We start from the raw sequence: 25,492 nt of genomic DNA on the forward strand, positions 1-25,492 counted from the left end.
CGTTCCCTCAGATCTGCATGCGGGCGATTTCGAGATAGGCGGTGACGACCTTGTCGCGGACGGCGATGGCGGTCTGCAGCGACTGTTCCGCACTCATCACCGCATCGACGACCTCACGCGTGTTCGCCTCGCCGCGGATCGCCTGAAGCGACGCTCCTTCGGCCGATTTCATCGAGCGGATGGCATCCGTGGTCATGGTGCCGAGGACTTCGGCGAAGCTCTGCGATTGCGGGGCGGAAGCTGCGGCGCCCGGCAGGGAAAGCGCGGTCGAGCCGGTCAGGCTGGTGCCCTCGGTCTCCTTCAGGTTCGAAAACGCGCCGACGGACTGAATTGCATCGATCATTATTGCGAAGCCCTCAACAGGTCGATTGTCTGGGAGATGAGATCGCGGGACTGCTTGATGGTCTGCAGGTTGGCCTCGTAGGCGCGATTGGCTTCGCGCATGTCCGCCATCTCGATCAGGACGTTGACATTCGGCATTTTCACCATGCCCTTCTCATCGGCCGCCGGATTGCCGGGATCGAACTCGATGCTGAAATCCGAATCGTCGGTGCCGAGGCGCTGGATCTCGACGAGCGACGCGCCGCTCGCCCGGTCGACTTCCGCCGCAAAGGAAATCGTCTTGCGGCGATAGGGATCGGCGCCGGGCACGTCGCCGGTGGAGCGGGCATTGGCGATGTTTTCGGAAACGACACGCAGGCGCGTCGATTCCGCCTGCAGGCCCGAAGCCGAAACCTTGAGTGCCGAGGTCAAAGGATCCATGGATGTTACTTCCGTACGGTCATGAGCATCATCCGGTGAAAGGATTTCACCAGCCCGGAATTGAGTTCGTAGTCGCGCTTGATTTCGCCCGTTTTCATCATTTCCTGCTCGATCGCGACGGTATTGCCGGACTGCTGCACGGCGACATCGTCGATCATGCTGACCTCGGTCACCTGCGCGGCATCGGGGCTCTCGGTGAAATGGGCGCGATGGGTCGCCGCCATCTGGATGCCGGTATTCTGGAGCACGGTTTCGAAAGGCTGGACGTCCTTGGCCTGGTAATGCGGCGTATTGGCATTGGCGATGTTGCCGGCAACGACATTCTGGCGGACCGTCAACCATTGGGCCTGGCGCGACGCGAGTTCGAAAAGTTGAATCGGATCCATCGAATACTCCTCATGAGATGAGGAGGACCCTAGGCGGGTAATCTTGCGTGGGACTTGTCGGGAACCTGGGACGAGGAACCAAATGCGACGAATTCACGGCGGGGCCTTTTTGGCGGCGAAGCGCTGTCTCGCCGAATTCTGCCGTATGCGGCAGCTCCGAGCCGAGGTGCAACGCAGCGCTCTACCTCGACTCGAAGACCTCGCCCTTGGAGGTGATCATCACCCAGCGGCCGTTCCGCTCTTCGAAGGTGGCAAGCCGGCTGTTGTCCGGCAGGACCGAACCGACCCGGACGATATACATGCCGGTGGCGTCCTCGATGAGCGCTCTTCCATTGGCGACGTGCATCAGCTTGAAGCCAGACGGCTCGGGAAAGGGCTGTTCCAGGCCGGCTTCCGGCTCATGTGCGGCCGCCGCCGGTTGATGCTCCAGCCCGGGTACAGTCGCCGTCGTCAGCCGGTCGATCGCCGCGGCGGTCTCCTTGTCCATGTCGGTCATCGCCAGCGGCGAAACCGATACAACGCCGCGGCCGGGGCGCTCCGGCAGATCCCGCGTCGTTCCCTGCCAGAGCGGCGGGATCGAGAACTGATCCTGGTGCAGGAAGGCGTACCAGGGGAAGAAGGTCGCAAAGGCGGCCATGGCCAACCCGATCGCGCCGAGAACCTTGTCGGTCAACGGCATCTTGGCGTCGCGCCGGCGCTGATGGACGATTTCGTCCGCTTCGTTGTCGGTCATTGCTATCCCTTCGCCCGGATGCCTGAGGCGGGCTGGCTGCCCATGGCGGCTGCCTTCAGCGCATTGGCAAGGTCGGTGAAGGCGTCGGCGGCGGACCGCTCGCCGGGCGTCTGCTTGAGGACGTCATAGATGACGGGAACCTGTTTGATCGCCATGTCGAGGTCGGGGTCGCCGCCGGCGCGGTAGCCGCCGATCAGGCGCAGGTCGCGGGTCTCCTCGAAGCGATGAATGAGGGACTTCAGCCGCGCGACGAGCTTTTCCTGATCCGGCGTCCAGGCTTTTCTTGCCAGGCGCGAGATCGAGGCCAGCGGATCGATCGGCGGATAGCGCCCTTCCTCGGCGAGGCTGCGGTCGAGGACGATGTGACCGTCGAGAATGCCGCGGGCCGAATCGGCAACCGGATCATTGTGATTGTCGCCGTCGACCAGGATCGAGATGATCGCGGTAATCGTGCCGGCGCCTTCTGCACCGGGGCCGGCACGCTCGAGCAGGCGCGGCAATTCGGTGAAGACCGAAGCCGGATAGCCGCGGGCGATCGGCGGCTCGCCGGCGGCCGTCGCCACCTCGCGGATCGCATGCGCGAAGCGCGTCACGCTGTCGACGATCAGGAGAACGTTGTCGCCCTTGTCGCGGTAGTGCTCGGCGATCGTCACCGCCGTCAGCGGCGCCATTTTCCTCAGCATCGGGCTCTCGTCGCTGGTGGCGACGACGGCAACCGACTTGGCGAGATTGTCGCCGAGCGTATCCTCGATGAATTCGCGCACTTCACGGCCGCGTTCGCCGACCAGCGCAATCACCACCTTGTCGAAGGCGTCGGCGCGCGCCAGCATCGAAAGCAGCGTCGACTTGCCGACGCCGGAGCCGGCGAAGATGCCGAGGCGCTGGCCGAGGCAGAGCGGCGAGAAGATGTCGACGGCGCGCACACCGGTCTTGAACCCCTGTTCGACCCGCCTGCGGGTCATCGACGGCGGCGCGGTATTGGAGATCGAACGGCGAATATCGCCCTGCATCAGCGGGCCCAGACAATCGATCGGCTCGGCCAGCGCATTGATCGTACGGCCGCACCAATTGTCGGTCGGCGCGATGCGGAAAGCGCCTTTGCGGATGACGGTATCGTGGATGCCGATCGGATCGCCGGGCTCGATCGGGCAGACGACGACCCGCTCCGGTTCGACGCGCACGACTTCGCCGAGATGGGTGCCGGTCGCGCTCTTATGCGCCACGAAATCCCCGAGCCGCACATGCCGGGAAAGACCGCTGACGGTATAATGCCCCGGCGAGATCGTCTGGACATGGCCGCCGGGAGCGATCGAAAAATCGGGCTTGGCATAGCGCTCGACGAGGCCGGCAAGCGCCGCCAACGAGGTCGAAGCCGGAATGATGTCAGAGCCTTGTCTTTCCATGCAGATTCCCGTTGCGATCGGCCCGGCCCGGCTGTCTCGCCGGGAGCCGCTTCACACTTTCCTTCGTTCGCCTAGCGCTCGCCGCCCAGCGTCTTGATCGCCTCTTCAAGCGACCCTTCGCTGTCGCGCATCAGGGCCGTGACATTGTCGAAGGCGCGGGTCACCATGATGAGCTGCGTCATTTCCTGGACGGCATTGACGTTCGATTCTTCGAGGAAGCCCTGCATCACGCCGACATCGAAGCGGTCGACGACGGGCTGCGCTTGAGCGGCCGGCATCACAGCGCTGTTGTCATAGCGGACGAAGCCGCTGGAGAAATCCGCCTCGTAGAGGCCAAGCAGCGCGACCTGGGCGCCGTTCTGGTGGATAGCCCCGTCGGCACCGACGGTGATCTCGCCCGCTCCGCCGTTCAATTGGATCGGCGCACCGCCCGCATCAAGCACCGGATATCCCTTGAGGGTCACCAGTTCGCCCGTTTCCGTCAGCGTGAAGCGGCCGTCGCGGGTCAGCGCCGGGCCGCCGGGCGTGTCGATGTTGAACCAGGCGTTCCCCTTTATGGCGAAGTCGAGCGCAGAACCGGTCCGCGCCAGGGCGCCGTTGCTGGTGCTCAGATATTCCTCGCCTTCGGACACGTAGGAAACGCGGGTCGGCTTCGTATCGCCGAGCACCTGGTCGAACTTCACTTCCGTGGAACGGAAGCCGACCGTGTTGGCATTTGCGATATTGTCTGCAAGCGTGTTCAAGCGCTTCTCAAGCGCCATCTGCGATGAAAGCGCCACATAGAGGCCGGTCTGCACGTCAGTGTCCCCCGAGTTTCAGATTGTTGATGGAGAGGAGCAGGTCGGGGGAAATTCCGTAGCCGCTCGAAGAACCGAAAACCGCAAGGGGATCGTAGCCGTCGGAAGAATTGCTGATCTCCCAAAGGGCGGTGAAGCGATCGATGAAGGCCGCGAGCTTCACCGGATCCTGGAAATCCTTGAGGTCGATTGCTTCCTCATAAGCTTCTGCCTGCCGATCGACGTCGGCCGCGGCAAATTCTTCGGGAAGCTGCAGCGCCGTCCGCACCACCTTTGCCAGCGCCTCGTCGGCAATGATCTCGTAACCGCTGGTGAGCAATGGCGCCGTGCGCTCGAAATAGAGCGCCAGCCTGACACCGGTATTCTCCTCGCCGGCATTCTGCTCCAGCGTCTGGCGCGTGTATTTGTCGACGACGCCCTTCTGCGCGCGTTCGAAGGAGGTGGCCGTCTCGCTATGCCGGGCGAAATTGAGCGATTCGACCAAGGCCTTGTAGCGACTGTCCGCCAGCTTGTTGGCAAAGGCGTCCTCGCTGTCGACACCCTCCGTCAGCACCTTGCGCATGAAGGCCTTGGCGTAGGCCATGTCCTCCAGCCCGTGCGCTTTCATCGCATAGTCATAGAGCCGGCTGTCGGCAAAGAACTCGTCGAGCGTTTTGATGCTGCCGATCCTGGAAAGGTAGTATTCCGTCTCGCGGGCCACCTGCGGCTCCTCGGAGACGCGCTCCAGCGAGCTCGTAAGGTCGGCGGTTATCAGCTTGTAGCTCGTATAGGTCGTGGTCACGATCGCTCGCCTGTCCGGAATGGCGGCCCGGCGCGATGGCCCGACCTTGCCGAATCCTGCCTCTATTGGCTTGCGCGAACCTGTTCGGCGCGGCGGTCGCGAGCGGGCCTCACGGCCAGCCTCACGCAAGGAAGAAATCCTATTCCGTCGTAGGTAAATCACGATCGCGACAGGTATCGACAATGAACATCATCATCGGGCTCCTTGTGACTTTCGGCTGTATCCTCGGCGGCTACCTCGCCATGGGCGGTCACCTGGAAGTCCTCAACCAGCCTTTCGAGCTGATGATCATCGGCGGGGCCGGCATCGGCGGCTTCATCATGGCCAACTCGATGAAGGTGGTGAAGGATACCGGCAAGGCGCTCGGCGAGGCGTTCAGGCACAAGGTGCCGAAGGAGCGCCACTACCTCGACACGCTCGGCGTGCTCTACAGCCTGATGCGCGACCTGAGAACCAAGTCGCGCAACGAGATCGAGGCCCACATCGACAACCCGGAGGAATCGCCGATCTTCCAATCCGCGCCGACCGTCCTGCAGAACAAGGAGCTGACGGCGTTCATCTGCGACTATGTGCGGCTCATCATCATCGGCAATGCCCGCTCGCACGAGATCGAGGCGCTGATGGACGAGGAGATCCATACGATCACTCATGACAAGATGAAGTGCTATCACGCCTTGACGAGCATGGGCGATGCGCTGCCGGCGATCGGCATCGTCGCGGCGGTTCTCGGGGTGATCAAGGCGATGGGCGCCATAAGCGAGGCACCGGAAGTGCTGGGCGCGAAGATCGCCGCCGCACTCGTCGGAACGCTGCTCGGCGTCTTCCTCTCTTACTCGATCGTCGGTCCGCTCGTCGCCAACATCAAGGCCGTGCGCGAAAAGCAGAACCGGCTCTACGTCATCGTCAAGCAGACATTGCTTGCCTACATGAATGGCTCCGTTCCCCAGGTCGCCCTCGAATATGGCCGCAAGACGATCTCCGCCTATGAGCGACCGTCGATCGATGCGGTCGAGCAGGAGATGATGAACCCGGGCGGCGGCGGCGAAAGCAAGGCGGCTTGAACATCATGAATCCGAGCACCGCATCGAACGTCTACGCTTTCGACAAGAGACTGCTGGCGCGCATGACCGGCGCGCTCGGCGACGACAAGACCATCGGCCGCATCGCTCTCGATCTCGGCCACGTCTTCAGCGACCGGCTCCCCGATTTGCTCAAGCAGGAGACGCGACACGACATTGCCATCGGCTATGCCGGCTTCAAGATGGGGCTCAGGAACGAACTCATCGCCGAACTCGGAGAAGCGGTTCTGCTCAGCGACGTTTCGCTGCGCAACTGGTGCGCCGATTTCCAGATCGGCTGCGACAGCCCGGTTCTCATCACTCTCGTCGAAGCCCTGCTCGGCGCCGAGCCCACCGACATCGAGGAGCCGCTGCCGCGGGCACTCTCAAAGATCGAGATCGACGTGGCGGTGCCGGTGTTCGAGGCCATCGCCGAGGTCGTACGCATGGCGGTCAATGCGCCGGGCGGCTTCGAGCCGGTGGTCGACCGGCCACATAACGGTGCCGAACGGCTGCCGCCCGACCCGGCCATCGAGGACGTCTACGCCGCCTCGATCGACATGACCTGCGGGCTGGGGCCGGTGCTTTCCACCTTTTCGGTGATCGTTCCGCAAAGCGTGCTGCTCAAGACCCAGATCGTCCCGTCCCGGAGCGCCGGACAAAACGACAGTATGAAGACGGATTGGAGCGAGCAGCTCGAGGAGCAGATTCGCCGCTCGGCCGTGACGCTCGAGGCGCGCATCCAACTGGAAAACCTGACGCTCGATACGATCAGCCGGCTGCAGCCCGGAGACGTGATCCCCTTCCATGACGGCCAGGACGTGCGGGTCGAGGTCAACGCCAACGGTCGCGATCTCTATGTCTGTGAGTTCGGCCGGTCGGGGGCGCGATACACGGTCCGCATCAAGGACACGCACGGGTCCGAAGAGGACATCCTTCGCCACATCATGAGTTAACCGGCCTCGCATCGCAGAATGCCTGAGGCAAGCTTCAACTGGAATGATCCGCACATGGTACGCAAGAAAGCAGCATCCATCGAAGAACAGGCCGCCTTTGCGGGAGACGCCGAGCTCGACCAGGCAATCGACGACCTGCGCGGCGTTCTCAAGCAGGACGGTGCGGCAACGGATTTCGGCGGCGATTTCGCTGCCGCCGAACCTTTTGGCCAGGCCGGGGATTTCGGCGGCGATCTCGGTGCCGGCGGCTTCGGCGGCGATTTCGCTGACACGTCCCTCGGCGGCGGTCTCGATATGGGTGCCGGTTTTGCCGGCAGCGATTTCGGCGGCGACGATTTCGGTGCTGCGTCAGGCGCTGCGCCGGGCAGCGGCATGGCGTCCAATATGGACCTGATCATGGACATTCCGATCGATGTCCAGATCGTCCTCGGCACCAGTCGAATGCAGGTCTCCGGCCTAATGGGCCTGACCGAGGGCGCAACGATCGCGCTCGACCGCAGGATCGGCGAGCCGGTCGAGATCATGGTCAACGGCCGGGTGATCGGCCGTGGCGAGATTACCGTACTCGAGGGCGACGTGACCCGGTTCGGCGTCAAGCTCATCGAGATAAAGGGCAGCAAGAAATAGCCCGATGATCGGGCGAGGGATGAATCCATGATGGATTTCGAAAGTTTCGAAGGGCAGGCACTGGCAACACCGCTCAGTCAGACGGAAAAGGCCGCCGCCGTGCTGCTCGCCATGGGGAAATCCGTGGCCGGTAAACTATTGAAATTCTTCACGCAGAGCGAATTGCAGGCAATCATCGCCGCGGCCCAGTCGCTGCGCGCCATCCCTCCCCACGAGCTCGAGGCGCTGGTCAACGAGTTCGAGGATCTGTTCACCGAAGGCGCCGGCCTGATGGACAACGCCAAGGCGATGGAGAGCATTCTCGAAGAGGGCCTGACGCCGGACGAGGTCGACGGCCTGCTGGGGCGGCGCGCCACCTTCCAGTCCTACGAGGCAAGCATCTGGGACCGGCTGCAGGAATGCGATCCGGTCGCCGTTGCCGACTCGCTCGCCAAGGAACATCCGCAGACGATCGCCTATGTGCTTTCGATGATGCCTTCTAGCTTCGGCGCCAAGGTGCTGCTGCAGCTGTCGGACAAACAGCGCCCGGACATTCTCAACCGCGCCGTCAACATGAAGAATGTCAGCCCGAAGGCTGCCTCCATCATCGAGACGCGCGTCATCGAGATGATCGACGCGATGGAGGCCGAGCGCAATTCGCCCGGCCCGGCGAAGATCGCCGAGGTGATGAACGAACTCGAGAAGAAGCAGGTGGACACGCTGCTCGCCTCGCTGGAAACGATCAACACCGATTCCGCCAAGAAAGTTCGGCCGAAGATCTTCCTGTTCGACGACATTCTCTACATGCCGCAGAGAAGCCGAGTGCAGCTCTTCAACGACGTCTCGACCGACATCATCACCATGGCGCTCAGGGGCTCGGCGCCGGAACTGCGCGAATCGGTCCTCGCATCCGTCGGCGCACGCCAGCGGCGCATGATCGAATCGGACCTTGCGGTCGGCGATGCCGGCATTAACCCGCGTGACATCGCCATCGCCCGGCGCTCGATCACCCAGGAAGCGATTCGGCTTGCAGCCAGCGGGCAGCTCGAGCTCAAGGAAAAGGAATCGGAAGCTGCCTGATCGCGGATTCTTCCCAGGCGGGTCTCACCCCTTCCACTTGTCTGATTTCTGTTGAGCCGGCCGCCTTCTTGGCTTTCGGCTCTTGCGCATGAGGCACGCGCGGTCCACGACAAGGGTTGTGGAGCACGTCGGCCTCGGCCGATTGAGGGCGGCCGCGGCTCCTGGCCAGGATGGGAACTTCCTGTTTCATGTCGGAAGATCAGGACAAGGACAGTAAAACGGAAGCGCCGTCGGAGAAAAAACTCTCCGATGCGGCCGAGAAGGGCAATATCCCCTTTTCCCGCGAAGTGACCGCCTTCGCCTCGACCCTCGCGGTCTACATCTTCATCGTCTTCTTTCTTTCCGATGGTGCGGCGAGCACGGCCGAGGCTCTCAAGGACATATTCGAGCAGCCGGAAGCCTGGCGGCTCGAAACGGCAACGGATGCCGTCGGATTGATCTCGCACGTCATCCTGAAGTCGGCGGGCCTGGTCATTCCGATCTTCCTGCTGCTCATCATCTTCGGCGTCGGCTCGTCGATCTTCCAGAACCTGCCCCGGCCGGTGCTCGACCGGATCATGCCCAACATGAACCGCGTGTCGCCGATCGCCGGCTTCAAGCGCATTTTCGGCGTTCCAGGGCTGGTGGAGTTCGCCAAGTCGCTGTTCAAGATCATCGTCGTGTCGCTCATCGTCGTCCTGGTGCTGTGGAACGACTATTTCGCCACGCTCGATCTGATGTTCTCGGATCCGGTGACGATCTTCGCCACCATGACCTCCGACCTGAAGCAGATCGTCACCGTCGTGCTGCTTGCCACCGCGGTGCTGGCGATTGTCGATCTCTTTTGGACCCGGCATCACTGGTACAGCGAGCTGAGGATGACGAAGCAGGAGGTGAAGGAGGAACTTAAGCAGTCGCAGGGCGATCCGATCGTCAAGTCGCGACTGCGGTCGATGCAGCGGGATCGTGCCCGCAAGCGCATGATCGGCTCCGTGCCGCGTGCCACGCTGGTGATCGCCAACCCGACCCACTATGCGGTCGCGCTGCGCTACGTGCGCGAAGAAAACGATGCGCCCGTCGTCGTCGCCATGGGGCAGGATCTTGTCGCCCTGAAGATCCGCGAGATCGCCGAGAAAAACGGCATTCCGGTCTTCGAGGATCCGCCGCTCGCACGCTCCATGTTTGCACAAGTCTCGGTAGATAGTGTCATTCCACCGGTGTTTTACAAGGCAGTCGCCGAACTCATTCACCGGGTTTACGCAGTTCAGCCGCAACAAAAACGGGTGACATGATCTTGAAGAAGTGCGAATTCTCCGAAAAACGCGAAAGACTAGTGGCAGAGGCGATTCGTCCGGTAGCGACAGAACTGCGCCTGATCGACGCTGCGGACTTCATCGCGCTCCTGCGGTTCGAGTCCTATGCGAGCCTCGCCGATCTCGTGGAATCGGCGGCGGAACTCTACTTCCTGCCGGGGACGGTGAATTTCGGCCTTGGCGGCAACTACAATCTCGACTGGAACACCTGCCCCGAAATCATTTTGGACCTCGAGTTGAAGCCCCGCGGCGTGACGGTCTATGCGCGCCTCGTGCTTGCCGGCGAAGCGGCCGGCATCGAGATCAGCCACATCAATTTCCAGCATCCCTCGACCGATCCGGACGAGAATACCGCCTTCCTCGCCAGGAGCCTGGAAGAGGCGAAATTCGTCAAATCCTATCCTCTGCCGCTAGCGAGTTAGTCGGGCAGCCGTCTCCTCAGAATCGCCCCTCACGCTAGCCCCATCTCCCCGCAGGCGGGGAGAGGGGACGCGCCGGCATATTTGCTGCTGTTCCCGCAAGACCGGACGGCGCAGCGAGTCCCCCTTCGCCCCGCTTGCGGGGAGAAGGGGGCGGCAGGCCGGGTGAGGGGGCAATTTACTGAAATGCCTCGCGAATTTTAGCTGATATAGCCGAGCCGTATGGCCTTGGCGATCGCCTGGATGCGATTGACCGAATCGAGCTTCGTCGTGGCGGCGCCGAGATAGGCGTTCACGGTGTGAACGGACAAGCCCATCTTCTCGGCGATTTCCTCGCTGATATAGCCGTCGCCGGCCATCTGTAGGCAAGCGATCTCGCGGTCGCTGAGGCTCTCGCCCTTGAACAGGCGTCGTTCGTCGGCCGCCAGCATGTCGGTCATCACCTGTGCGCAGCGGCCGTGCAAGTCGAGGATCTGTTCCGCCGGCGCGTCGATATAGCTGCCGGCGAAGACCACATAGCCGTTGCCCTGGGCGCCGAGCCGTATCGGGAAGGCGATGCCCGAATAGGAGAGCTGCCGCCCCTTCAGCCGCTGCGAGAAAAGCGCCGTGTCGGAAACGTCGGCTGCCTGATGCTCTCCCTGGCCGTCCCACAGCAGCGCCAGCGGCGATCGATCGAGGTGCTGGAGCAGTTCCTCGCCGTAGACCTTGAGAAGTTCATGCGCATTCGCTTCGGAAGCGGCACCCCAATTGTGCAGGACGCAGGTGAGCTTGCGCGTCGCCGGCATCCCTCTTCCATTGACGCGCAGGACGGCGAAATTCTTCGCATTGATCTGCCGCTGCATCGCCTGCAGCCGCGTGACCAGAGTCGCCGCACGTGCCGCGCGCGCGCTGCGGCCGAGCCGGGCATCGTCCGAGCGGTTCTCCGAATCCAGGTGCATCATCGTCGCGCTCCTATACCAGATTGTGCCGGACGGCGTGGGCGATGGCTTCCGACCTGGTGCGCGTCGCGGTCTTGCGCATGACGCTGGTGATGTAGTTGTTGATCGTGTTGCGGGAGATGCCGAGGATGACGGCGATCTCCTCGCTCGTCTTGCCTTCGGCAATCCAGTACAGGCATTCGAGCTCGCGCTCGGTCAGCTCGAAGTCCCGGTCCTGCCGTACTCCGCCATCGGCCTTGAAACTTGCGAGATAGCTTGCGAGCACGGCGATATCGCGCAGCCCTTCCTGGGAGAGGATGACGTCCTCGGGGAACAGCAGCATCAACGAGTAACGGGAGCGGCCGACATTGAACGAGACGGAGCAGTAGGAACGATTGACCCCGCGCGGCAGATCGATGTCGTCCGGCAGGACCTGGAAGCAGGGCTGCAGCGCCGCCAGACATTTTTCCAACTCGGTCGTCCTGGCGTTTAGGCCGATGACGATGCCCGATAGACGCCGAACGACGTCGAAGGGCCAATCGGAACACAGGACGAAATCAAGTCCGCCGTCCTGCGACAGACCGTGGCGAGCGAGCAGGTAGTGGGTCGCTCCGACATATTCCGTCAGGATCGCCAGCCCGTTGGCGAGGCTGCTGCGCGCGGCAGCTTCCCCGAGCCTGCGGATCAATTGTTCACGCGATATGCCGCGACTGCTCATGCGCGGCGCGGCGGTCTGCAAAGACCAGGCCGCGCTAGTCTGTGTAATTTCCATGACTTTCAGCCCCCGTGCCGAATTCGACGCCCCTTGCGAGCTACGCTTGCCCTGCCGACAGCCACCGGAGCCGGCATTCCCACACGCAAACCGGAACGCGAATCAATATCTAAACTGTACATCGCCGCCCCTAAAAAAACACTGTGATTGAGACACAACTTGCTTACGCACCCCTAAGTAGAGCAGCTAGTCACCTACCGGCTTACCTCTGGTGGAGAGCGCAGGCGCACCCACCGGATTGCTTTAGTATCCACTTGATTTTTATTGGTATCTCACGGAACGCCAGCACCCATCTCAGCTCTCTTGCCTAACGCCAGAGACACGCCAAAGAGGTGGATACGGTCACTTCCCAGTGGTTTGTGGCGCCTTCAACGCCTCACGCGCACCGAATATAGAGGAACGGACTTTACTTTCGAACAGCGGCTGTTGCTAAAATGCACCAAGTCCGAACCGCCAGAGATGGCCACAGCACCTGTATAGATTCAAAGAAGAACCAACCTCTATTTCGATTCTTGATAGTTATATCTGAGCTAAGCTGAGTCATGGGAAAACAAGCGGCAGTCTACAGGTACAGATAGAGGGGCGGTGTCGACCCGTCCGAATCTAATATGGTTAAAATTTTCTTTAAATTTTTCGATCCGCACCTCACCTAGACTCGCACCGCCGACACGCATTCTTGCGACAGGTTAGGCGCTCCAGCCGATGCCAGGGAATTGACTCGAACACTATTTCCGCCGCCTCGTCACATCGCGGCAATGCGACCCGACGTCACTCCTGCCTCAGGGAAACGCGAAATCCCGCCGGTACGGCGGGATTGTCCGCGGCCTCCTCGAAGGATTTTAGGCGGCGCGGTCGAGGGACCATTTGCGGAGGATTTTTGCGGCCCGCTCCTCGCTGATCTCCACCATGCGCGCGAGCCGGCGCTCCGGGCCCTCCTTGACGCGGCGATTGAAGCCGTTGCTGTCGTCGCCGAGATTGAGCAGGTCGTCCGTGCTGTCGAAGCCGAAGTCCGAACCGAAGCCCTCCATGAGGGCGCCGCTTGCGGCACCGGCGCCAGCCGGAGAGAAATCCGGCAATTCGAGACCGGCGCCCTCGCCTTCGAGCTGACCGGATTGACCGCCAAAGCCCATCTGGCGGGCGAGTGGCCGCATGCCCAGCCAGACGACCAGGAAGGCGACGACGATGAAGGCCAGCGAGTTGATGATGCCGCCGAGATTGCGCGTCAGCATTTCCATGACGCCCGGCCCGGCCACCGGTTGGTCGAGCAATTGCGTCTCGACAAAATCCATCGCGTTCAGCGTGACGACGTCTCCGCGGTTCGGATCGGCACCGGCAGCGGACGCGACAATCTTCTGCATGTCCTGGAGATAGGCATCGATCTTCGCCTGATCGGCCCCCTCGCCGACCATCGCTGCCAGGCGGCCGCGGTTGACCACGACGGCGATCGACAGCCGCTCGATCGCATAGCTGTTTTTGACGGTCGCGATCGTCTTGCTGTTGATCTCGTAGTTGGTCTGCTCTTCCTTCTTCTCCGCCTCGTCGCTCGACTGCTGGCCGGCGCCGCCGCGCGGCGCCGCCTGGGGCACGTTCTGCTGGACGGTCGCGGCGTTGTCCGGCTGCTGCTGGCTGGATTTCTGCTCTTCCTTGATGACCCGCGTCGAGCGCTCGACCCGCGATTCGGGGTCGAACACGGTCTCCTGGATCTGCTGGGCATCGGTGTTGAGCGAAGCGGTGACGCTGGTGCGGAAGTTGTCCATGCCAAGGAAGGGCGCAAGCGCGTTGTCGATCTTCTTCTCGAGATCGGACTGGACGTTCTGCACGACGCCGAGCGACTGGTTGAGGGCGCTGTTTGCCGGGTCGTCGCCCGAGGCAAGGAGCTGGCCGGTCGAATCGAGAATGGTGACGTCGTCGACATCGAGACCCGGGACGGACGAAGCGACAAGATGGCGGATCGACGAGGCGGCGCTCCGGCCGACGGTCGCACTCGCACGAATCATCACCGATGCGGTCGGCGTCTGCTCGGCCTTGCGGAAGCTGCCCCGCTCCGGCATGACGATATGGACGCGGGCCGCCGCGATGCCGGAAATCTGCTGGATGGTGCGGGCAATCTCGCCCTCCAATGCACGAACGCGGGTCACCTCCTGCATGAAGGAGGTGAGTCCGAGCGAGCCCACATTGTCGAAGAGTTCGTAGCCGGCATTGGCGCTGCTCGGCAGGCCGCGCTCGGCCAGAAGCAGCCGAGCCTTGCCGGTCATGCCGACCGGCACCTGAATGCTGCCGCCATCCGCGCCGACCTCGAAGTCGAGATTCGCCTCGGCAAGCGCAATGCTGATCTGGGTGACATCGCTGCGCTCGAGGCCGACATAGAGCGTTTCATAGGCTGGCTTGTTGACGTAGATCGCAGCGCCGAGGACGAAGCCGATCGCGACGATGCCGGCCACCGCGAGCGCGATTAGCTTGCTCTGCCCGAGATTGCTCAGGTTTTTCGTGAACGTCGAGAATTGATCGAACAGATTCATTCTGTTTCCGCACCCAGTATCGCATGGCACCCTTGCCGGCACTCGACGGCATCATGCGAGGATCAAACATTCTGGTAAGCAGGTATCGATATGCGCGAATCTACCAGCCCCGGAAGCGAAGCTAGGCGGCGAAACTTGCGCGAACTTGACGGAGCAGAAGGATGATGGTCGAGGGGCGACTCAGGCGCCCCTATCATCTAACGTCAAAACGCCTCGAAATCGCCCGCGGCCTTGGTGAGCGGCTGCGAGTGGCCGTGGCGTAAAAGGCCGCTGCCGAGCGCCTTTTTCATGTCGGCTAGCTTGACCAGGTTGACGGCCGTCGAGATGTCCACGAGGCACGTGTCGGGGATCGATGCGGTGATCGTGTCGATGAATTCGGCGAGGCCCCGGGTCTTCTGGACCGCAAGGTCGATACCCTGAAGGACCATCATCCTGTCGGCCGGATCGGCCGCGGATCCATCGTGACCGCCTGCGAGCTGCGGCTCGATCCGCTCGATGAGATAGGCGACGTCGTGCAGTTCGGTGACGATGCGCATCAACACGTCCGGCAGCGATTCTTCCGCGTGAGGCATATAGCTCTGGTGGTCGGTGTGCATCGTTTTTCTCACGTTGAAAGAAATCTTGGCGTCCGAGCCGCCAGCTCGCCCGACGGCGCGATTAGAAGAACTCGATCGAGCTTTCCACCGGCTTCGGCGCAGGCGCGGGCCGCTGGTCCTGATGGATGGCGCGCTGGGCTTCGACACCGGTCAGCGCGTATTGGCGGGCACGACCGGTGACCGGCCAATATTCCAGCTTGCGGCCATGCTCTCCGCCGGTGCTCTCGCCGACGACGCGGATGCCCTCGTCGAGCAGGAACTGCCGTGCAAAGGCGGCGTTCTGCTCGCCGACATTCGAGAAGCGCGCAATCGTCCTGGCTCCGCCGAAGATCTTCGCCTCGAGCCGATCGCGGCGCGCGCCCTGTTTCAGGAGGCCGTTGATCAGCAATTCCATGAGATGCACGCCGTAGCGCGTCGCGTCACCGGCCGAGGCCGGCGACGTCGAAGAGCCGGGCAGCAGGAAATGGTTCATGCCGCCGACGCCCGCCACCGGGTCGCGCATGCAGGCGGCCACGCAGGAGCCGAGAATCGTCGAGAGAACGACATCCGGATCGTTGACGACCTTGAACTCGCCCTGAATGACATGCACACGCCTGCCGGCAGCTTCCAACATTATTTCAGTGCCCCGAAGACCGCCTCGATCGCTGCCTTCATCTTTTCGATGGTGAACGGCTTGGCGAGAACGTTGTTGGCGCCGAGCGCGGCGGCCTTCTGGACGAGCGCCCTGTCGCCCTGAGCGGTCAGGATGATGAAGGCCGCCTTCTTGGTGTTCGGGTTCGAGCGAACCGCCTGCAGCAAGCCGAGACCGTCCATCTTCGGCATGTTGAAGTCCGAGATGACCAGGTGGTGCGGGTTTTGCGCCATGATCTTCATGCCCTGCTCGCCGTCGCCGGCGGCAGTAATCTGCTTGAAGCCCAGTTGCTGCAGGGCGTCGCCCAGGAGCAGTCGGCTCGTGACCTGATCGTCGACGATCAGAACCTTAATCTTTTCGGCGATGGACATTATTCGCTTCCTTCCTTCCGGGCTGCTGCCGTCTTCAATATCTCCTCCCCGATCGATCCGAGGGGGAGCTGCGTTTCGACAGCGCCCAATTCGTGGGCCACTCTGGGCATTCCATAGACGACACAAGTCTTTTCGTTTTGTCCGAAGGTGCGCGCCCCAGCATGCCGCATCTTGAGGAGGCCGGCCGCGCCGTCGCGCCCCATGCCGGTCAGGATCACACCGATCGAATTGCGCCCCGCCAATTCGGCAACCGAATCGAACAGCACGTCGACCGACGGGCGATGCCCGTTGACGGGTTCCCGGTCAACCAGCCGGCAGCAGGGCGCGGAGGCATTGGCGACCTGAAGGTGCCGGTCGCCGCCGGGCGCCAGATAGACCTTGCCGACCTCGAGACGGGCGCCGTCGGTCGCCTCCTGGACGGTCGGCGCGCAGAGCCGGTTCAGCCGTTCGGAAAAGCTCTTGGTGAAGGTGTGCGGCATGTGCTGCGTGATCACCGTCGGCGGGCAATTTGCCGGGAACTTTTGCAGGACGGCAATCAGGGCCTCCACGCCGCCGGTCGAGGCGCCGATCGCGATGATCTTGCGGCCCGCCTTGTAGTCGGACGCGCTGCTTACGGCCGGCGTCGATGCTGCCCGGTTGCTGGTGATCATCGATTTGCGCTGCGAGCGCGCCGCCGCCTTGACCTTGTCGACCAGACCGCCGAACGGATTCGGATCGCCGGGATGCGGCTTGCCAACGCAATCAAAGGCGCCGATTTCGAGCGCGGCGATCGTCGCCTCGGCACCCTTGTGGGTCAGCGTCGAGACCATGATGACCGGCATGGGCCTCAGCCGCATGATCTTGTCGAGGAACTCGAGGCCGTTCATGTTCGGCATCTCGATGTCGAGGGTGACGACATCGGGATCCAGCTGCTTGATTGCCTGGCGAGCCTCGAGCGCGTCGGCCGCCTGACCGACGACCTTCACCTCCGGATCGGCATTGAGCACGGCCGAGATCAGCCCGCGCATGGTGGGCGAGTCATCGACGACGAGAACACGGGCGGGAGCGTTCATGCCCGACCTCCATGGAATTTGCCGGTGTGGCGATAGGTGGTGACGCCGATATTGTCGAAGATCGTCTTGGCATCCCCCGAGACGCGCTCCGAGTGACCGATATAGAGATGGCCGCCCGTGTCGAGCACGCCCGCAAATCGCGACCAGATCTTCATCTGCGTCGGCTCGTCGAAGTAGATCACCACGTTGCGGCAGAAGATCACGTCGAAGGGCCCCTTGAGCGGCCATTGCGCCATCAGATTGAGCTCGTTGAAGGTGATCAGCCGCTTGACGCGGTCATCGATCTGCCACTTGCCGCGGCCGTTGACCTCGACCTCCCTGAACCATTGCTTGCGCATGGCGGGGCTTACCGTTTCGAGCGCCGTCGCGTCATAGGCGCCGGCGCGGGCGAGCGCCAGGATCTTCGGATCGATGTCGGTCGCGAGGATTCGGAAGTCATATTCGGCGGCATTCGGCAGCAGCGACAGCACCGTCAGCGCGATCGAATAGGGCTCCTGGCCGTCCGAGCAGGCGGCCGACCAGATGCGGACCCGGCCGCCGTTCTTCGCCCGGGCGATGAGGCCCGGCAGCACGTCGGTCTTCAGATGCTCGAAATGATGGTTCTCGCGAAAGAAGCGGGTGAAGTTGGTGGTCAGATGCGAGAGCATGTCGCGGCGCGCCGCAGCACCGGCCGGCGAGGCGACGAGCTGGCAATAGTCGCGGAAGCCCTTGAGGCCTAGGTTGCGGATGTGTTTCGACAGCCGCGAATAGACCAGCGACGCCTTGGATTCGTTCAGGTAGATGCCGGCATCCGCATAGATCATCGCGGCAATTTCGCTGAGGTCGCGGCGGGTCAGCGGATATTCGCCGGCCGCAAGGCATTCGTCCGGCGACAGCTTCTGTTCGAAAGTGGCCTTGGCCCTCATGCCGCTTCCCTTTCTTCTTGCGGGCAGACCTGGTCGAGTTCGACCAGGCAGATCATCCGCCCCTCGATTGCCAGGACGCCACGCGCGAAGCTCCTTTCGAAGTCCGACGCGATATCCGGGGTCGGCTGGATGTCGCCATCCGAGACGGTCAGGATGTCGGAGACGGCATCGACCAGAAGCCCCACCACCTGGCTCTTCACCTGGGCGACGATGATCACATGACGGACCGTCGGCTCGGCCGGCTTCATGCCGAGGCGGGCGGAAAAGTCGATGATCGGCAGCACCGCGCCGCGCAGGTTGATGACGCCGAGCATGTAGCTCGGCGCGTGCGGCATCGCGGTCGCAGGCGTCCAGCCGCGAATTTCGCGGACCGACATTACGTTGACGCAGAATTCCTGGCCGCCGGCGCGGAAAGCGATCAGCTCCCGTCCGCTAGTCGTCAGATTTTTTGCGACATAGGTCATAGTATTATCCGGCTGCAGCAAGAGACATTTCAGGTTTCAGGGAGTGTCCGCGCGAGGCGGCGACGATCGCGTCGACATCGAGGATAAGCGCCACGCGCCCATCGCCGAGAATGGTGGCCGCCGCAATGCCCGGCACATGGGTGTAGTTCGCCTCGAGGCTCTTGATGACCACCTGCCGCTGGCCCTGGATCGCATCGACCATCAGGGCGCGCTGGCCGCCGCCTTCGGACTCGACGAGCAGCGCCACCCCTTCGACCGGATTGGCCTGGATAGCGCGGAAGTTCAGGATGCGTCCGACGTCGACCAGCGGGCAGAAGGAGTTGCGGATCGAGATCAGCCGCTGGGAGGCACCGAAGCTGTGGATCGCCGAGGCCTCCGGCTGAAGTGTTTCGACGATTGCCGTCAGCGGCACGACGAGCGTCTGGTTGGCGACCGTCACCACCATGCCGTCGAGGACGGCGAGCGTCAGCGGCAGGCTCATCGTGAAGACAGAACCCTGCCCCGGCTTCGACGAGATGTTGATGCGGCCGCCGAGTGCCTGGATCGACCGCTTGACGACATCCATGCCGACGCCGCGGCCGGAAATGTCGGAGATCTTGTCTGCGGTCGAAAAGCCCGCGTGGAAGATCAGGTTGTCGATTTCCTCGTCGGATAGATTGGCATCGGCGGCGATCAGGTCGTTGTCGATGGCCTTCTGCCGGACCTTCTCGCGGTTGATGCCGGCGCCGTCATCGGCAAGCTCGATAACGATGCGGCCGGACCGGTGCTTCGCCGTCAGCCGGACCGTGCCTTCCGGGTTCTTGCCGGCGGCGACACGCTTTTCCGGCGTTTCGAGACCGTGGTCGACCGCATTGCGGATCATGTGCGTCAGCGGCTCGGCCAGCTTGTCGATGACCGTCTTGTCGACCTCGGTGTTCTCGCCTTCGGTGACGAGACGTACCGACTTGCCGGTCATGTCGGCGATTTCGCGGACGATTCGCGACATGCGCTGGAACACCGGCTTTACCGGCTGCGCGCGGATCGCCATGACGCTGTCCTGGATCTCGCGGGTGAGCTGCTGCAGCTCCTCGAGCCCCATATTGATCGACGACGTACCGTTGGTGTCGTTCTCGATGACGCTCTGCGACAGCATCGCCTGGTTGATGACGAGCTCGCCGACCAGGTTGATCAGGCGGTCGACGCGGTCGAGATCGACGCGGATCGTCGGGGTGGCAGCCGACGTGGCCTGCTGTGCTGCCGCCTGTGCCGCGGAGACCGGCGTTGCGCTCTTCGCGCTTTCGGCCGAAGCGCGTGCGGTCTGGGCCATCTGCAGGACGTTGCTCGCGGTCGCCGCGGCAGACAGGGCCTCGTCGCGAGCCTCGCGCTGGGCAACGGCTTGCTCCTCGTCCTCGGAAGCCCCTGCCGTGGCCGGCGCCTCTTCATCGAGCAGCGACAGGTCGAACGGAACGGGCTGCATCGGCAATTCCTCGCCCGCATTGGCAGGGTCGCCGGCGAGCGTCACCTCGAGTTCGCAATCCCACTCGGCGAATTCGAAAACCGAACGGATCGCGTCTTCGCCCTTGTCGGTCTTCAGCGAGATCTTCCAGGCGAAATAGGCGGCCTCCGGATTCATGCTGCCGAGCGCCGGCAGTTCGTCCATGTCGCAAAGGATGCTCATCTCGCCGAGGCGCGAGAGATCGCGCAAAAGCAGCGTCGCGTCATTGCCCTTGGCATAGAGCTCGGACTTCGGCCTGAAGAGGATTTCGAAGGTCGAGGGCTCGACCGCCGGAGGCTCGTTCGCCTCGAACTCGTCGAAGGAGAAGGCGACGGGCTGGAAGCCTTCCTCGTTGACCACCGGAGCGGGTGCGGGCGCCGGGGCCGGTGCGGCAACAGGCGCCGGCTTTGCCACCGGCTCGGCAGCGGCCGCCTGCGGCAATTCACCATTGGCGAGCGCCTCGAGCTCCTTGATCAGCTGACGGCTGCGCGCCTCGTCGACGCTGCCGCCGTCCCGGGCGGCATTGGTGAGATCGGCAAGCACGTCCGCCGATTTCAGCATGACCTTCAGGACGTCCTGGTTGGGCTCAAGCCTGTTGGATCGAACGCAATCGAGCGTCGTCTCGAAGACGTGCGCAAACGAGACGAGGTCATCGAGCCCGAACGCACCGGCGCCACCCTTGATTGAGTGGACAGCGCGGAAGACGGCGTTGACCGTCTCGGGATCGCGGTCGCCGTCATTGAGCTTCAGGAGACCCGACTCCAGTTCCGCGAGCTGCTCCTCGCATTCCTGGAAGAAGATCTCTTTGATTTCGTTCATATCCATTGGAGGCTACCCTCGGATCTCAGGCCGTTACGCGCTCGATGGCATCGATCAGCTTGGTCGGGTCGAACGGCTTGACAATCCAGCCGGTGGCGCCCGCCTGCCGCGCGCGGTTCTTCTTCTCGGCGTCGCTTTCGGTGGTGAGCACCAGGATGGGAACGGCACGGTAGCGGTCGTTCCTGCGCACGCCTTCGATGAAGCCGAAGCCGTCGAGGCGGGGCATGTTGATGTCCGTGACGATCACGTCGGGATTGGCCGTCTCCAGCACTTCGAGCCCTTCGACGCCATCTTCGGCCTGGATCGTTTCGAAGCCGGCATTGTTGAGGGTAACAAGAAGCATGTTCCGGATCGTCCGGGAGTCGTCCACAGTCAGAACTCTCTTCTTCATTTTCTCAAATCTCCTTTGCCATCAGGGGCGCGATGTCCACGCCGATGAGCTGTGTCGTTTTAACGAAAGCGTCCGACACCTTAGCAAAGGTGAAGGACATCCGGTCTTCTTCCCAACTTCTGGCTCCGGCCATCAGCACCTGTGCGCAGAGCGTTCCGATCCGCTCGACGGCGGACGCGTCGATGACGACCGGAGCGCCCTTGAGCGATAGCAGCCTTTCATGCAGCGCGGTCGCCTCGTTCAGGTCCAGCACCGGAGCGAGCTTCAGCGATTTCTTTGCGGTATTCTTGCTGGCCATTCTGTCCCTCGACTGACCTGTTCCCTGACCTTAGCGCCGCCATCCGGCGACCTGGCGCCCCGAGGCGGCGTCATCGCTGAACGGCATCGCTCGTTCGTCCTCGTCGACTTGCGGCAAAAGCGCGGACGGCTGGACAAAGGTCGGAGCCCTTAATCCCGCCTGGCGCTCGAAACGGAAGCGGCGGATCGTCTTACCGAGCTCCACAATGGTGCCGTGGAGATCCTCGGTCGAAGCCGCCGCCTCACCAGCGACCGTCGCGCTTCGACCGATCGCCGTCGAAATACCGCCGATCTCGGTCGCCGCGGCGGCCAGATCGCTGACCTGCGCTTCCGCCTCGCGGGCGATGCCGGAGACGGCGGCATTGATCGAGATGACCTGTTCGACGATGCTGCTGATCGCATTCTGCGTCTGACCGACGATCTCGACGCCGGCTTCGACCTGCGTCTTCGTGCCGTTGACGAGCTGCTTGATCTCGCGCGCCGCCTCGCCGGAGCGTTGCGCCAGCGCCCGGACTTCCTGCGCGACGACCGCGAAGCCGCGGCCACTCTCGCCGGCGCGTGCCGCTTCGATGCCGGCATTGAGGGCGAGCAGATTCGTCTGGAAGGCAATCTCGTCGATCACGCCGATGATCTGGCCAATCTTCTCCGCGGACGCCTCGATATCCGCCATGGCGGAGATCGCCTGACCGGCAATCTCGCCGCTGCGCTCCGCAGCACGGCGCGTTTCGCTCGCCTTGGCCTCGGCCTCGCTGATCCTGAACGAGCCGGAGCGCATGCGTTCGGTCATCGCCCCAAGCGCTGCGACCTGGCCGGTCAGGGCCTCGGCCTCGCTGCCTGCGGTGCCGGAAAACGCGTTGGTGCGGCTGCGAAGGCTTTCCACCATCCCTTCGGCCGCCGCTGCACGCTTGTCTCCGGACTGCAGAGCCTGCTGGATCTGGTCCAAGGCGGCATTCAGCCCGGCGGCGATCGGCCGGTAGACATCAGGTGTCTCCGTCGGCAGCCGGGCGCCGAGGTCGCCGTCGGCGAGAGCCTGCAGGAAATCCGAAAACAGCGCCGCTACTTCGGACTCGTCGCCCTTGCGCTGCTCGGAAAGCTGGCGCTGATGCTGCTGGCGGAGCGCGTTGAAGCGCAGCGACACGGCGATCTCGCTGTCGACGAAGGCAGCACGCACGAGAGCGGCGACGAGACGGCAAAGTTCGTTCCTGCGTGCCTTGCCGAAAGGAAGCTTGGGCCAGGCATCCTCGATTGCGCCGACGATGAGATGTTCCAGCACCACCGAATGGCTCGCGAGTTGCCAGCGCGGGTCGAGCCCCATGCGCGCTTCCGTGTCGGCGAGCACCTTGACGCGCTCGGCGTAGAGCCCGTCGAAACGGGCATCGGTCAGCACGTTCCAGTGGGAGGAGTGAAGATCGTGCAGTCGGTCGAGCTGGCGATCGTTGTCGAAATGGCGAGCGGCGTCCGGTTTGGTCTGCAACCGGTGAAAAAGGTCGCGCAGCGCAAGCTCGATGCGCGGCGACAGGGCCTGGCGACGGTCCCGCAGAAGCGCGCAGGCTCCCTCGTCGAGCCCGGCAAAGCGCAGGCGCTCGAGCAGACTGCCCGCCTGGCCCTTCCTTGCCTGATCTGACGCTTCCTGCTGCACGCTGTTCCCCGGCCTGATGCGTAGTCGAAACTTGCCTGAGGGAAGATGTGGCCCGTTGAGGGGCTATGGCCGGTCACGCCCAGTCGGTAAGATCGGCGCGCCTGAGCGTTCTCTATCGTCCATCCCGCAAGTAACGTCTGTGAGATTGCATACCGGACCGGAACCGGTACGGCGGTGCGGCATCATGCCTTGAGAGAAGCTGAGACTTCCTATTCCGACGTGTTGGACCATGTTTATGGTTAATTCCTTGCTTGAAGGTTAACGGTTTCCGGCCCGTAGTCGGAATCGCTAAAATGCAACCAACACGCTAATCGCCGCTGCTCCGCACTGTTTTACTGTGCTGGAGACAACAGGTTTTTAATCACAAGAGTTTAGAATTGCGGCTCTACTTGTCGTCCAGTATCGAAGCGAAGGTCAAATAGGCGCGAACCGCGCAAGCTGCACCGTCACAGGTACAGGCGACATCATGAAGATGCGTCCACGGGAATGAGCAATGATTGTTCTTGGAATTAGTGCCGCCACCATCGCAATCCTCGCAATGACCGCGATCTCGATCGTCATCAATCTCGAACATAGACGGGCGGCAAACCGCAACATTTTCTGACGCGCGGTCTTTCTACCAAGCCCAAGAATATCCGCCGGATTCTACTTCATCTATCGAGCGAAGATGCGCTTGCAGCCACATGCTCAGCGGTCAAGCGCTGCCATTTCCGTGCGTAACCGGCATAGCCTTCCGGAACCGCTTCCGAGAAGACTTCGGCACCCGTCCTGATCCGGGCGCCTGCGACGAGGCAGGCTGCACCAAGGCTCGTTCCGGTGCTGCTCAGGCTGTTGGCGAGCGCCGGCCGGCCGGTCGCAGCGGCCAGCATCCGCAGATAGGCGCCATTCGCGGCGAAAGGCCCTTCCACGACGATTTCTCCCCTGGCGCCGATGAGATCGAGGCAGGTCGCCGTCATCAGGGCGAGATGGAAGGAGACGGCGGCAAGTCGTTCGGGCGGGGCAAGGTCTGCCTCGTTCACCGTCCAACGCGGCCGTGCCGAGGGAAAAGGGCCGGAGCCGCCCAGAACCGACGGCAGCAGCATGTAGCCTCCCGCAAGCACGCGCGCTTCGGCTTCGGTCGAGGCCGGCGGCGGATTGTCGCCGACGAGCATCGAGAAGGCGCGGCCGCCCATGAAGCGGGCAGACGGCACCGGGTCGCCAAGCGCGTTGACATTGATCAGCGTGTCGCGGGTTTCATCGAGCTCCGCCTGCTCGCCGCCGATCGCCAGCATCACCACCCAGGTTCCGGTCGAGACGACGGAAAACGGTGCCCGGCGTGTCAAGAGGTGCGGCAGCAGCGAGGCGTTCGAATCGTGAATGCCGCAATAGACCGGCAAGCCGGATGGCAGCCCCGCGGCCGCGGCCAGAGGAGGCAGCAATCCGCCGATCACGTCGCCCGCCTTGCGCACAGGCGCGAACAGCCGCGCCCAACCCTGTGCCTCGACCAATGTCGAAAACGCCGCGGTTAGAGGGTTCCAGAGATCGGTATGACAGCCGAGCGAGGTCAGCTCGTTGGTGGCAACGCCAGTCAGGCGGTAGGACCAGTATTGCGCATAGGTGAGGATGGTCGCAACCTTGGCGAACTGCTCGGGAAACGCACGCTGCTGCCAGAAAAGCTGAGCACCGACATTGAGCCCCATCGGCAGGCGGGCCGACCCGGTTTCTGAAAAGGCTGGACGCGCCCGGCCATATTCCTCGGCGAGCGCGTCCGGGCCGGCAAATTCGTAGTCGAGGACCGGCAGGGCGAGTTCGCCCGCTTGATCCAGCAGGACCGCTGTCGCCCCATGTGTTGTGACTGAGATCGCATCCACCGGATGTACACGGTGCAGCTCTGCAAGGCCCCCAAGAATGAACCGCCAGAGATGCTCGACGTCGAAGTGGGGATAGAGGCCCGCCTCCACGACGATGTTGGGCGTCTTGCGGACGGCGATCTCCTCGAAGCGCGCGAGGTCGACCAACGCGACCTTGGCGTTGGTCTTGCCGATATCGATGACGGCGACGGTCTTCATGTCAGCTGAGATGGAAGACGGTCTTGAGCGGCGCGGCGACCGGCTCGTTGTCGGCACGGGTTTCCATGATGTCGGCCATATGGGCCCACCATTTCTGCATCACCTGGTGCGACGGCAGATCGGCCATCTGGTGATTGTCCGTCCGCCAGAGAACGCCGAAGAGCAGGTTCGTCTCCTCGTCAAGATGGATCGAGTAGTCCGATATCCCGGCGTCTTTCAGCAGAGCCACCAGCTCGGGCCAGATCGCGTCGTGGCGCGCCTTGTATTCCTCGGCCATGCCTGGATTGAGCCGCATGCGGAACGCGTATTTTTCCATGGGAGAAA

Annotated in this window: 28 protein-coding genes; 6 read left to right on the top strand and 22 right to left on the bottom strand. The window is 62.9% G+C overall.

What is annotated here, in order from left to right; translation table 11 throughout:
* Nucleotides 1-7 precede the first annotated feature (7 nt).
* The 7 genes from CO656_RS23140 to CO656_RS23170 form a co-directional block, all read right to left on the bottom strand.
* Nucleotides 8-343: a flagellar hook-basal body complex protein FliE gene (locus CO656_RS23140; protein WP_037423901.1), complete on the bottom strand. Its 336-nt coding sequence runs from the start codon at nucleotides 341-343 to the stop codon at nucleotides 8-10.
* Complete coding sequence (gene flgC, locus CO656_RS23145; RefSeq protein WP_037423898.1) at nucleotides 343-762, bottom strand: flagellar basal body rod protein FlgC; 420 nt, start codon at nucleotides 760-762, stop codon at nucleotides 343-345. Before flgC ends, CO656_RS23140 begins: the two co-directional genes overlap by 1 nt.
* Nucleotides 763-767: 5 nt before the next feature.
* Nucleotides 768-1,148 carry a flagellar basal body rod protein FlgB gene (gene flgB / locus CO656_RS23150; protein WP_037378607.1) on the bottom strand — a complete coding sequence of 127 codons (381 nt, stop codon included), beginning with the start codon at nucleotides 1,146-1,148 and terminating at the stop codon, nucleotides 768-770.
* 181 nt (nucleotides 1,149-1,329) lie between these two features.
* Entirely contained in the window at nucleotides 1,330-1,881 is a 552-nt protein-coding gene (locus CO656_RS23155) for a flagellar protein (RefSeq protein WP_097527277.1), read from the bottom strand.
* Between the two features lie 2 nt (nucleotides 1,882-1,883).
* Nucleotides 1,884-3,284, bottom strand: a complete 1,401-nt coding sequence (gene fliI, locus CO656_RS23160; protein ID WP_097527278.1) for a flagellar protein export ATPase FliI — start codon at nucleotides 3,282-3,284, stop codon at nucleotides 1,884-1,886.
* A gap of 71 nt (nucleotides 3,285-3,355) precedes the next feature.
* Nucleotides 3,356-4,081 carry a flagellar basal-body rod protein FlgF gene (flgF, locus tag CO656_RS23165; RefSeq protein WP_037423892.1) on the bottom strand — a complete coding sequence of 242 codons (726 nt, stop codon included), beginning with the start codon at nucleotides 4,079-4,081 and terminating at the stop codon, nucleotides 3,356-3,358.
* A 1-nt stretch (nucleotide 4,082) separates the two neighbouring features.
* A complete protein-coding gene (locus tag CO656_RS23170; protein ID WP_097527297.1) occupies nucleotides 4,083-4,862 on the bottom strand; it encodes a DUF1217 domain-containing protein in 780 nt (259 codons plus the stop codon).
* 182 nt (nucleotides 4,863-5,044) lie between these two features.
* On the opposite strand from CO656_RS23170, the gene motA reads away from it, so the two are divergent.
* From motA to CO656_RS23200, 6 genes are all read left to right on the top strand, one after another.
* Nucleotides 5,045-5,923, top strand: a complete 879-nt coding sequence (gene motA, locus CO656_RS23175; protein WP_037378598.1) for a flagellar motor stator protein MotA — start codon at nucleotides 5,045-5,047, stop codon at nucleotides 5,921-5,923.
* Between the two features lie 5 nt (nucleotides 5,924-5,928).
* Nucleotides 5,929-6,876: a FliM/FliN family flagellar motor switch protein gene (locus CO656_RS23180; RefSeq protein ID WP_097527298.1), complete on the top strand. Its 948-nt coding sequence runs from the start codon at nucleotides 5,929-5,931 to the stop codon at nucleotides 6,874-6,876.
* A gap of 54 nt (nucleotides 6,877-6,930) precedes the next feature.
* A complete protein-coding gene (fliN, locus tag CO656_RS23185; protein ID WP_179864828.1) occupies nucleotides 6,931-7,503 on the top strand; it encodes a flagellar motor switch protein FliN in 573 nt (190 codons plus the stop codon).
* A 27-nt stretch (nucleotides 7,504-7,530) separates the two neighbouring features.
* Complete coding sequence (gene fliG, locus CO656_RS23190) at nucleotides 7,531-8,562, top strand: flagellar motor switch protein FliG (RefSeq protein WP_097527280.1); 1,032 nt, start codon at nucleotides 7,531-7,533, stop codon at nucleotides 8,560-8,562.
* 188 nt (nucleotides 8,563-8,750) lie between these two features.
* Nucleotides 8,751-9,833: a flagellar biosynthesis protein FlhB gene (flhB, locus tag CO656_RS23195; protein ID WP_037423880.1), complete on the top strand. Its 1,083-nt coding sequence runs from the start codon at nucleotides 8,751-8,753 to the stop codon at nucleotides 9,831-9,833.
* A complete protein-coding gene (locus CO656_RS23200) occupies nucleotides 9,830-10,276 on the top strand; it encodes a hypothetical protein (RefSeq protein WP_179864829.1) in 447 nt (148 codons plus the stop codon). Before flhB ends, CO656_RS23200 begins: the two co-directional genes overlap by 4 nt.
* Nucleotides 10,277-10,473: 197 nt before the next feature.
* Here the strand turns inward: CO656_RS23200 and CO656_RS23205 are convergent, their stop codons facing one another.
* From CO656_RS23205 to rhaM, 15 genes are all read right to left on the bottom strand, one after another.
* Nucleotides 10,474-11,214 carry a helix-turn-helix transcriptional regulator gene (locus CO656_RS23205; RefSeq protein ID WP_037423875.1) on the bottom strand — a complete coding sequence of 247 codons (741 nt, stop codon included), beginning with the start codon at nucleotides 11,212-11,214 and terminating at the stop codon, nucleotides 10,474-10,476.
* 10 nt (nucleotides 11,215-11,224) lie between these two features.
* A complete protein-coding gene (locus tag CO656_RS23210; protein ID WP_037423873.1) occupies nucleotides 11,225-11,962 on the bottom strand; it encodes a helix-turn-helix transcriptional regulator in 738 nt (245 codons plus the stop codon).
* 839 nt (nucleotides 11,963-12,801) lie between these two features.
* Nucleotides 12,802-14,481 carry a flagellar basal-body MS-ring/collar protein FliF gene (gene fliF, locus CO656_RS23215; protein WP_097527281.1) on the bottom strand — a complete coding sequence of 560 codons (1,680 nt, stop codon included), beginning with the start codon at nucleotides 14,479-14,481 and terminating at the stop codon, nucleotides 12,802-12,804.
* 203 nt (nucleotides 14,482-14,684) lie between these two features.
* Nucleotides 14,685-15,077, bottom strand: coding sequence for a hypothetical protein (locus CO656_RS23220; protein WP_037423870.1), 393 nt, complete (start codon nucleotides 15,075-15,077; stop codon nucleotides 14,685-14,687).
* A 61-nt stretch (nucleotides 15,078-15,138) separates the two neighbouring features.
* On the bottom strand, nucleotides 15,139-15,693 hold the full coding sequence (cheD, locus tag CO656_RS23225; protein ID WP_037423868.1) for a chemoreceptor glutamine deamidase CheD: 555 nt from the start codon (nucleotides 15,691-15,693) through the stop codon (nucleotides 15,139-15,141).
* Complete coding sequence (locus tag CO656_RS23230; protein ID WP_012706841.1) at nucleotides 15,690-16,079, bottom strand: response regulator; 390 nt, start codon at nucleotides 16,077-16,079, stop codon at nucleotides 15,690-15,692. Before CO656_RS23230 ends, cheD begins: the two co-directional genes overlap by 4 nt.
* The gene (cheB, locus tag CO656_RS23235; RefSeq protein ID WP_097527282.1) at nucleotides 16,079-17,131 is read right to left on the bottom strand and encodes a protein-glutamate O-methylesterase CheB; all 1,053 of its coding nucleotides are present in this window, start codon (nucleotides 17,129-17,131) and stop codon (nucleotides 16,079-16,081) included. Before cheB ends, CO656_RS23230 begins: the two co-directional genes overlap by 1 nt.
* The gene (locus CO656_RS23240; RefSeq protein WP_097527283.1) at nucleotides 17,128-18,036 is read right to left on the bottom strand and encodes a protein-glutamate O-methyltransferase; all 909 of its coding nucleotides are present in this window, start codon (nucleotides 18,034-18,036) and stop codon (nucleotides 17,128-17,130) included. The genes cheB and CO656_RS23240 overlap by 4 nt, the downstream gene beginning before the upstream one ends.
* Nucleotides 18,033-18,500: a chemotaxis protein CheW gene (locus CO656_RS23245; protein ID WP_037423861.1), complete on the bottom strand. Its 468-nt coding sequence runs from the start codon at nucleotides 18,498-18,500 to the stop codon at nucleotides 18,033-18,035. The genes CO656_RS23240 and CO656_RS23245 overlap by 4 nt, the downstream gene beginning before the upstream one ends.
* A 4-nt stretch (nucleotides 18,501-18,504) precedes the next feature.
* Nucleotides 18,505-20,799, bottom strand: a complete 2,295-nt coding sequence (locus tag CO656_RS23250; protein ID WP_097527284.1) for a chemotaxis protein CheA — start codon at nucleotides 20,797-20,799, stop codon at nucleotides 18,505-18,507.
* 19 nt (nucleotides 20,800-20,818) lie between these two features.
* Nucleotides 20,819-21,184, bottom strand: a complete 366-nt coding sequence (locus CO656_RS23255; protein ID WP_012706836.1) for a response regulator — start codon at nucleotides 21,182-21,184, stop codon at nucleotides 20,819-20,821.
* Nucleotides 21,185-21,188: 4 nt separating this feature from the next.
* Entirely contained in the window at nucleotides 21,189-21,482 is a 294-nt protein-coding gene (locus CO656_RS23260; RefSeq protein ID WP_037423855.1) for an STAS domain-containing protein, read from the bottom strand.
* A 30-nt stretch (nucleotides 21,483-21,512) separates the two neighbouring features.
* Nucleotides 21,513-23,120 carry a globin-coupled sensor protein gene (locus tag CO656_RS23265; RefSeq protein ID WP_097527285.1) on the bottom strand — a complete coding sequence of 536 codons (1,608 nt, stop codon included), beginning with the start codon at nucleotides 23,118-23,120 and terminating at the stop codon, nucleotides 21,513-21,515.
* 650 nt (nucleotides 23,121-23,770) lie between these two features.
* A complete protein-coding gene (locus CO656_RS23270; protein WP_097527286.1) occupies nucleotides 23,771-25,168 on the bottom strand; it encodes an FGGY-family carbohydrate kinase in 1,398 nt (465 codons plus the stop codon).
* Nucleotide 25,169: 1 nt separating this feature from the next.
* Nucleotides 25,170-25,484, bottom strand: a complete 315-nt coding sequence (rhaM, locus tag CO656_RS23275; RefSeq protein WP_097527287.1) for an L-rhamnose mutarotase — start codon at nucleotides 25,482-25,484, stop codon at nucleotides 25,170-25,172.
* Nucleotides 25,485-25,492 lie beyond the last annotated feature (8 nt).

The organism is Sinorhizobium sp. FG01 (genome assembly GCF_002531875.1).
Classification (GTDB): Bacteria; Pseudomonadota; Alphaproteobacteria; order Rhizobiales; family Rhizobiaceae; genus Sinorhizobium; species Sinorhizobium fredii_C.

Coding starts and splice junctions, on each gene's coding strand:
- CO656_RS23140 (WP_037423901.1), bottom strand. CDS start 343: ATGATCGATGCAATTCAGTCCGTCGGCGCGTTTTCGAACCTGAAGGAG.
- flgC (WP_037423898.1), bottom strand. CDS start 762: ATGGATCCTTTGACCTCGGCACTCAAGGTTTCGGCTTCGGGCCTGCAG.
- flgB (WP_037378607.1), bottom strand. CDS start 1,148: ATGGATCCGATTCAACTTTTCGAACTCGCGTCGCGCCAGGCCCAATGG.
- CO656_RS23155 (WP_097527277.1), bottom strand. CDS start 1,881: ATGACCGACAACGAAGCGGACGAAATCGTCCATCAGCGCCGGCGCGAC.
- fliI (WP_097527278.1), bottom strand. CDS start 3,284: ATGGAAAGACAAGGCTCTGACATCATTCCGGCTTCGACCTCGTTGGCG.
- motA (WP_037378598.1), top strand. CDS start 5,045: ATGAACATCATCATCGGGCTCCTTGTGACTTTCGGCTGTATCCTCGGC.
- CO656_RS23180 (WP_097527298.1), top strand. CDS start 5,929: ATGAATCCGAGCACCGCATCGAACGTCTACGCTTTCGACAAGAGACTG.
- fliN (WP_179864828.1), top strand. CDS start 6,931: ATGGTACGCAAGAAAGCAGCATCCATCGAAGAACAGGCCGCCTTTGCG.
- fliG (WP_097527280.1), top strand. CDS start 7,531: ATGATGGATTTCGAAAGTTTCGAAGGGCAGGCACTGGCAACACCGCTC.
- flhB (WP_037423880.1), top strand. CDS start 8,751: ATGTCGGAAGATCAGGACAAGGACAGTAAAACGGAAGCGCCGTCGGAG.
- CO656_RS23200 (WP_179864829.1), top strand. CDS start 9,830: ATGATCTTGAAGAAGTGCGAATTCTCCGAAAAACGCGAAAGACTAGTG.
- CO656_RS23205 (WP_037423875.1), bottom strand. CDS start 11,214: ATGATGCACCTGGATTCGGAGAACCGCTCGGACGATGCCCGGCTCGGC.
- CO656_RS23210 (WP_037423873.1), bottom strand. CDS start 11,962: ATGGAAATTACACAGACTAGCGCGGCCTGGTCTTTGCAGACCGCCGCG.
- fliF (WP_097527281.1), bottom strand. CDS start 14,481: ATGAATCTGTTCGATCAATTCTCGACGTTCACGAAAAACCTGAGCAAT.
- CO656_RS23220 (WP_037423870.1), bottom strand. CDS start 15,077: ATGCACACCGACCACCAGAGCTATATGCCTCACGCGGAAGAATCGCTG.
- CO656_RS23230 (WP_012706841.1), bottom strand. CDS start 16,079: ATGTCCATCGCCGAAAAGATTAAGGTTCTGATCGTCGACGATCAGGTC.
- cheB (WP_097527282.1), bottom strand. CDS start 17,131: ATGAACGCTCCCGCCCGTGTTCTCGTCGTCGATGACTCGCCCACCATG.
- CO656_RS23240 (WP_097527283.1), bottom strand. CDS start 18,036: ATGAGGGCCAAGGCCACTTTCGAACAGAAGCTGTCGCCGGACGAATGC.
- CO656_RS23245 (WP_037423861.1), bottom strand. CDS start 18,500: ATGACCTATGTCGCAAAAAATCTGACGACTAGCGGACGGGAGCTGATC.
- CO656_RS23250 (WP_097527284.1), bottom strand. CDS start 20,799: ATGGATATGAACGAAATCAAAGAGATCTTCTTCCAGGAATGCGAGGAG.
- CO656_RS23255 (WP_012706836.1), bottom strand. CDS start 21,184: ATGAAGAAGAGAGTTCTGACTGTGGACGACTCCCGGACGATCCGGAAC.
- CO656_RS23260 (WP_037423855.1), bottom strand. CDS start 21,482: ATGGCCAGCAAGAATACCGCAAAGAAATCGCTGAAGCTCGCTCCGGTG.
- CO656_RS23270 (WP_097527286.1), bottom strand. CDS start 25,168: ATGAAGACCGTCGCCGTCATCGATATCGGCAAGACCAACGCCAAGGTC.
- rhaM (WP_097527287.1), bottom strand. CDS start 25,484: ATGGAAAAATACGCGTTCCGCATGCGGCTCAATCCAGGCATGGCCGAG.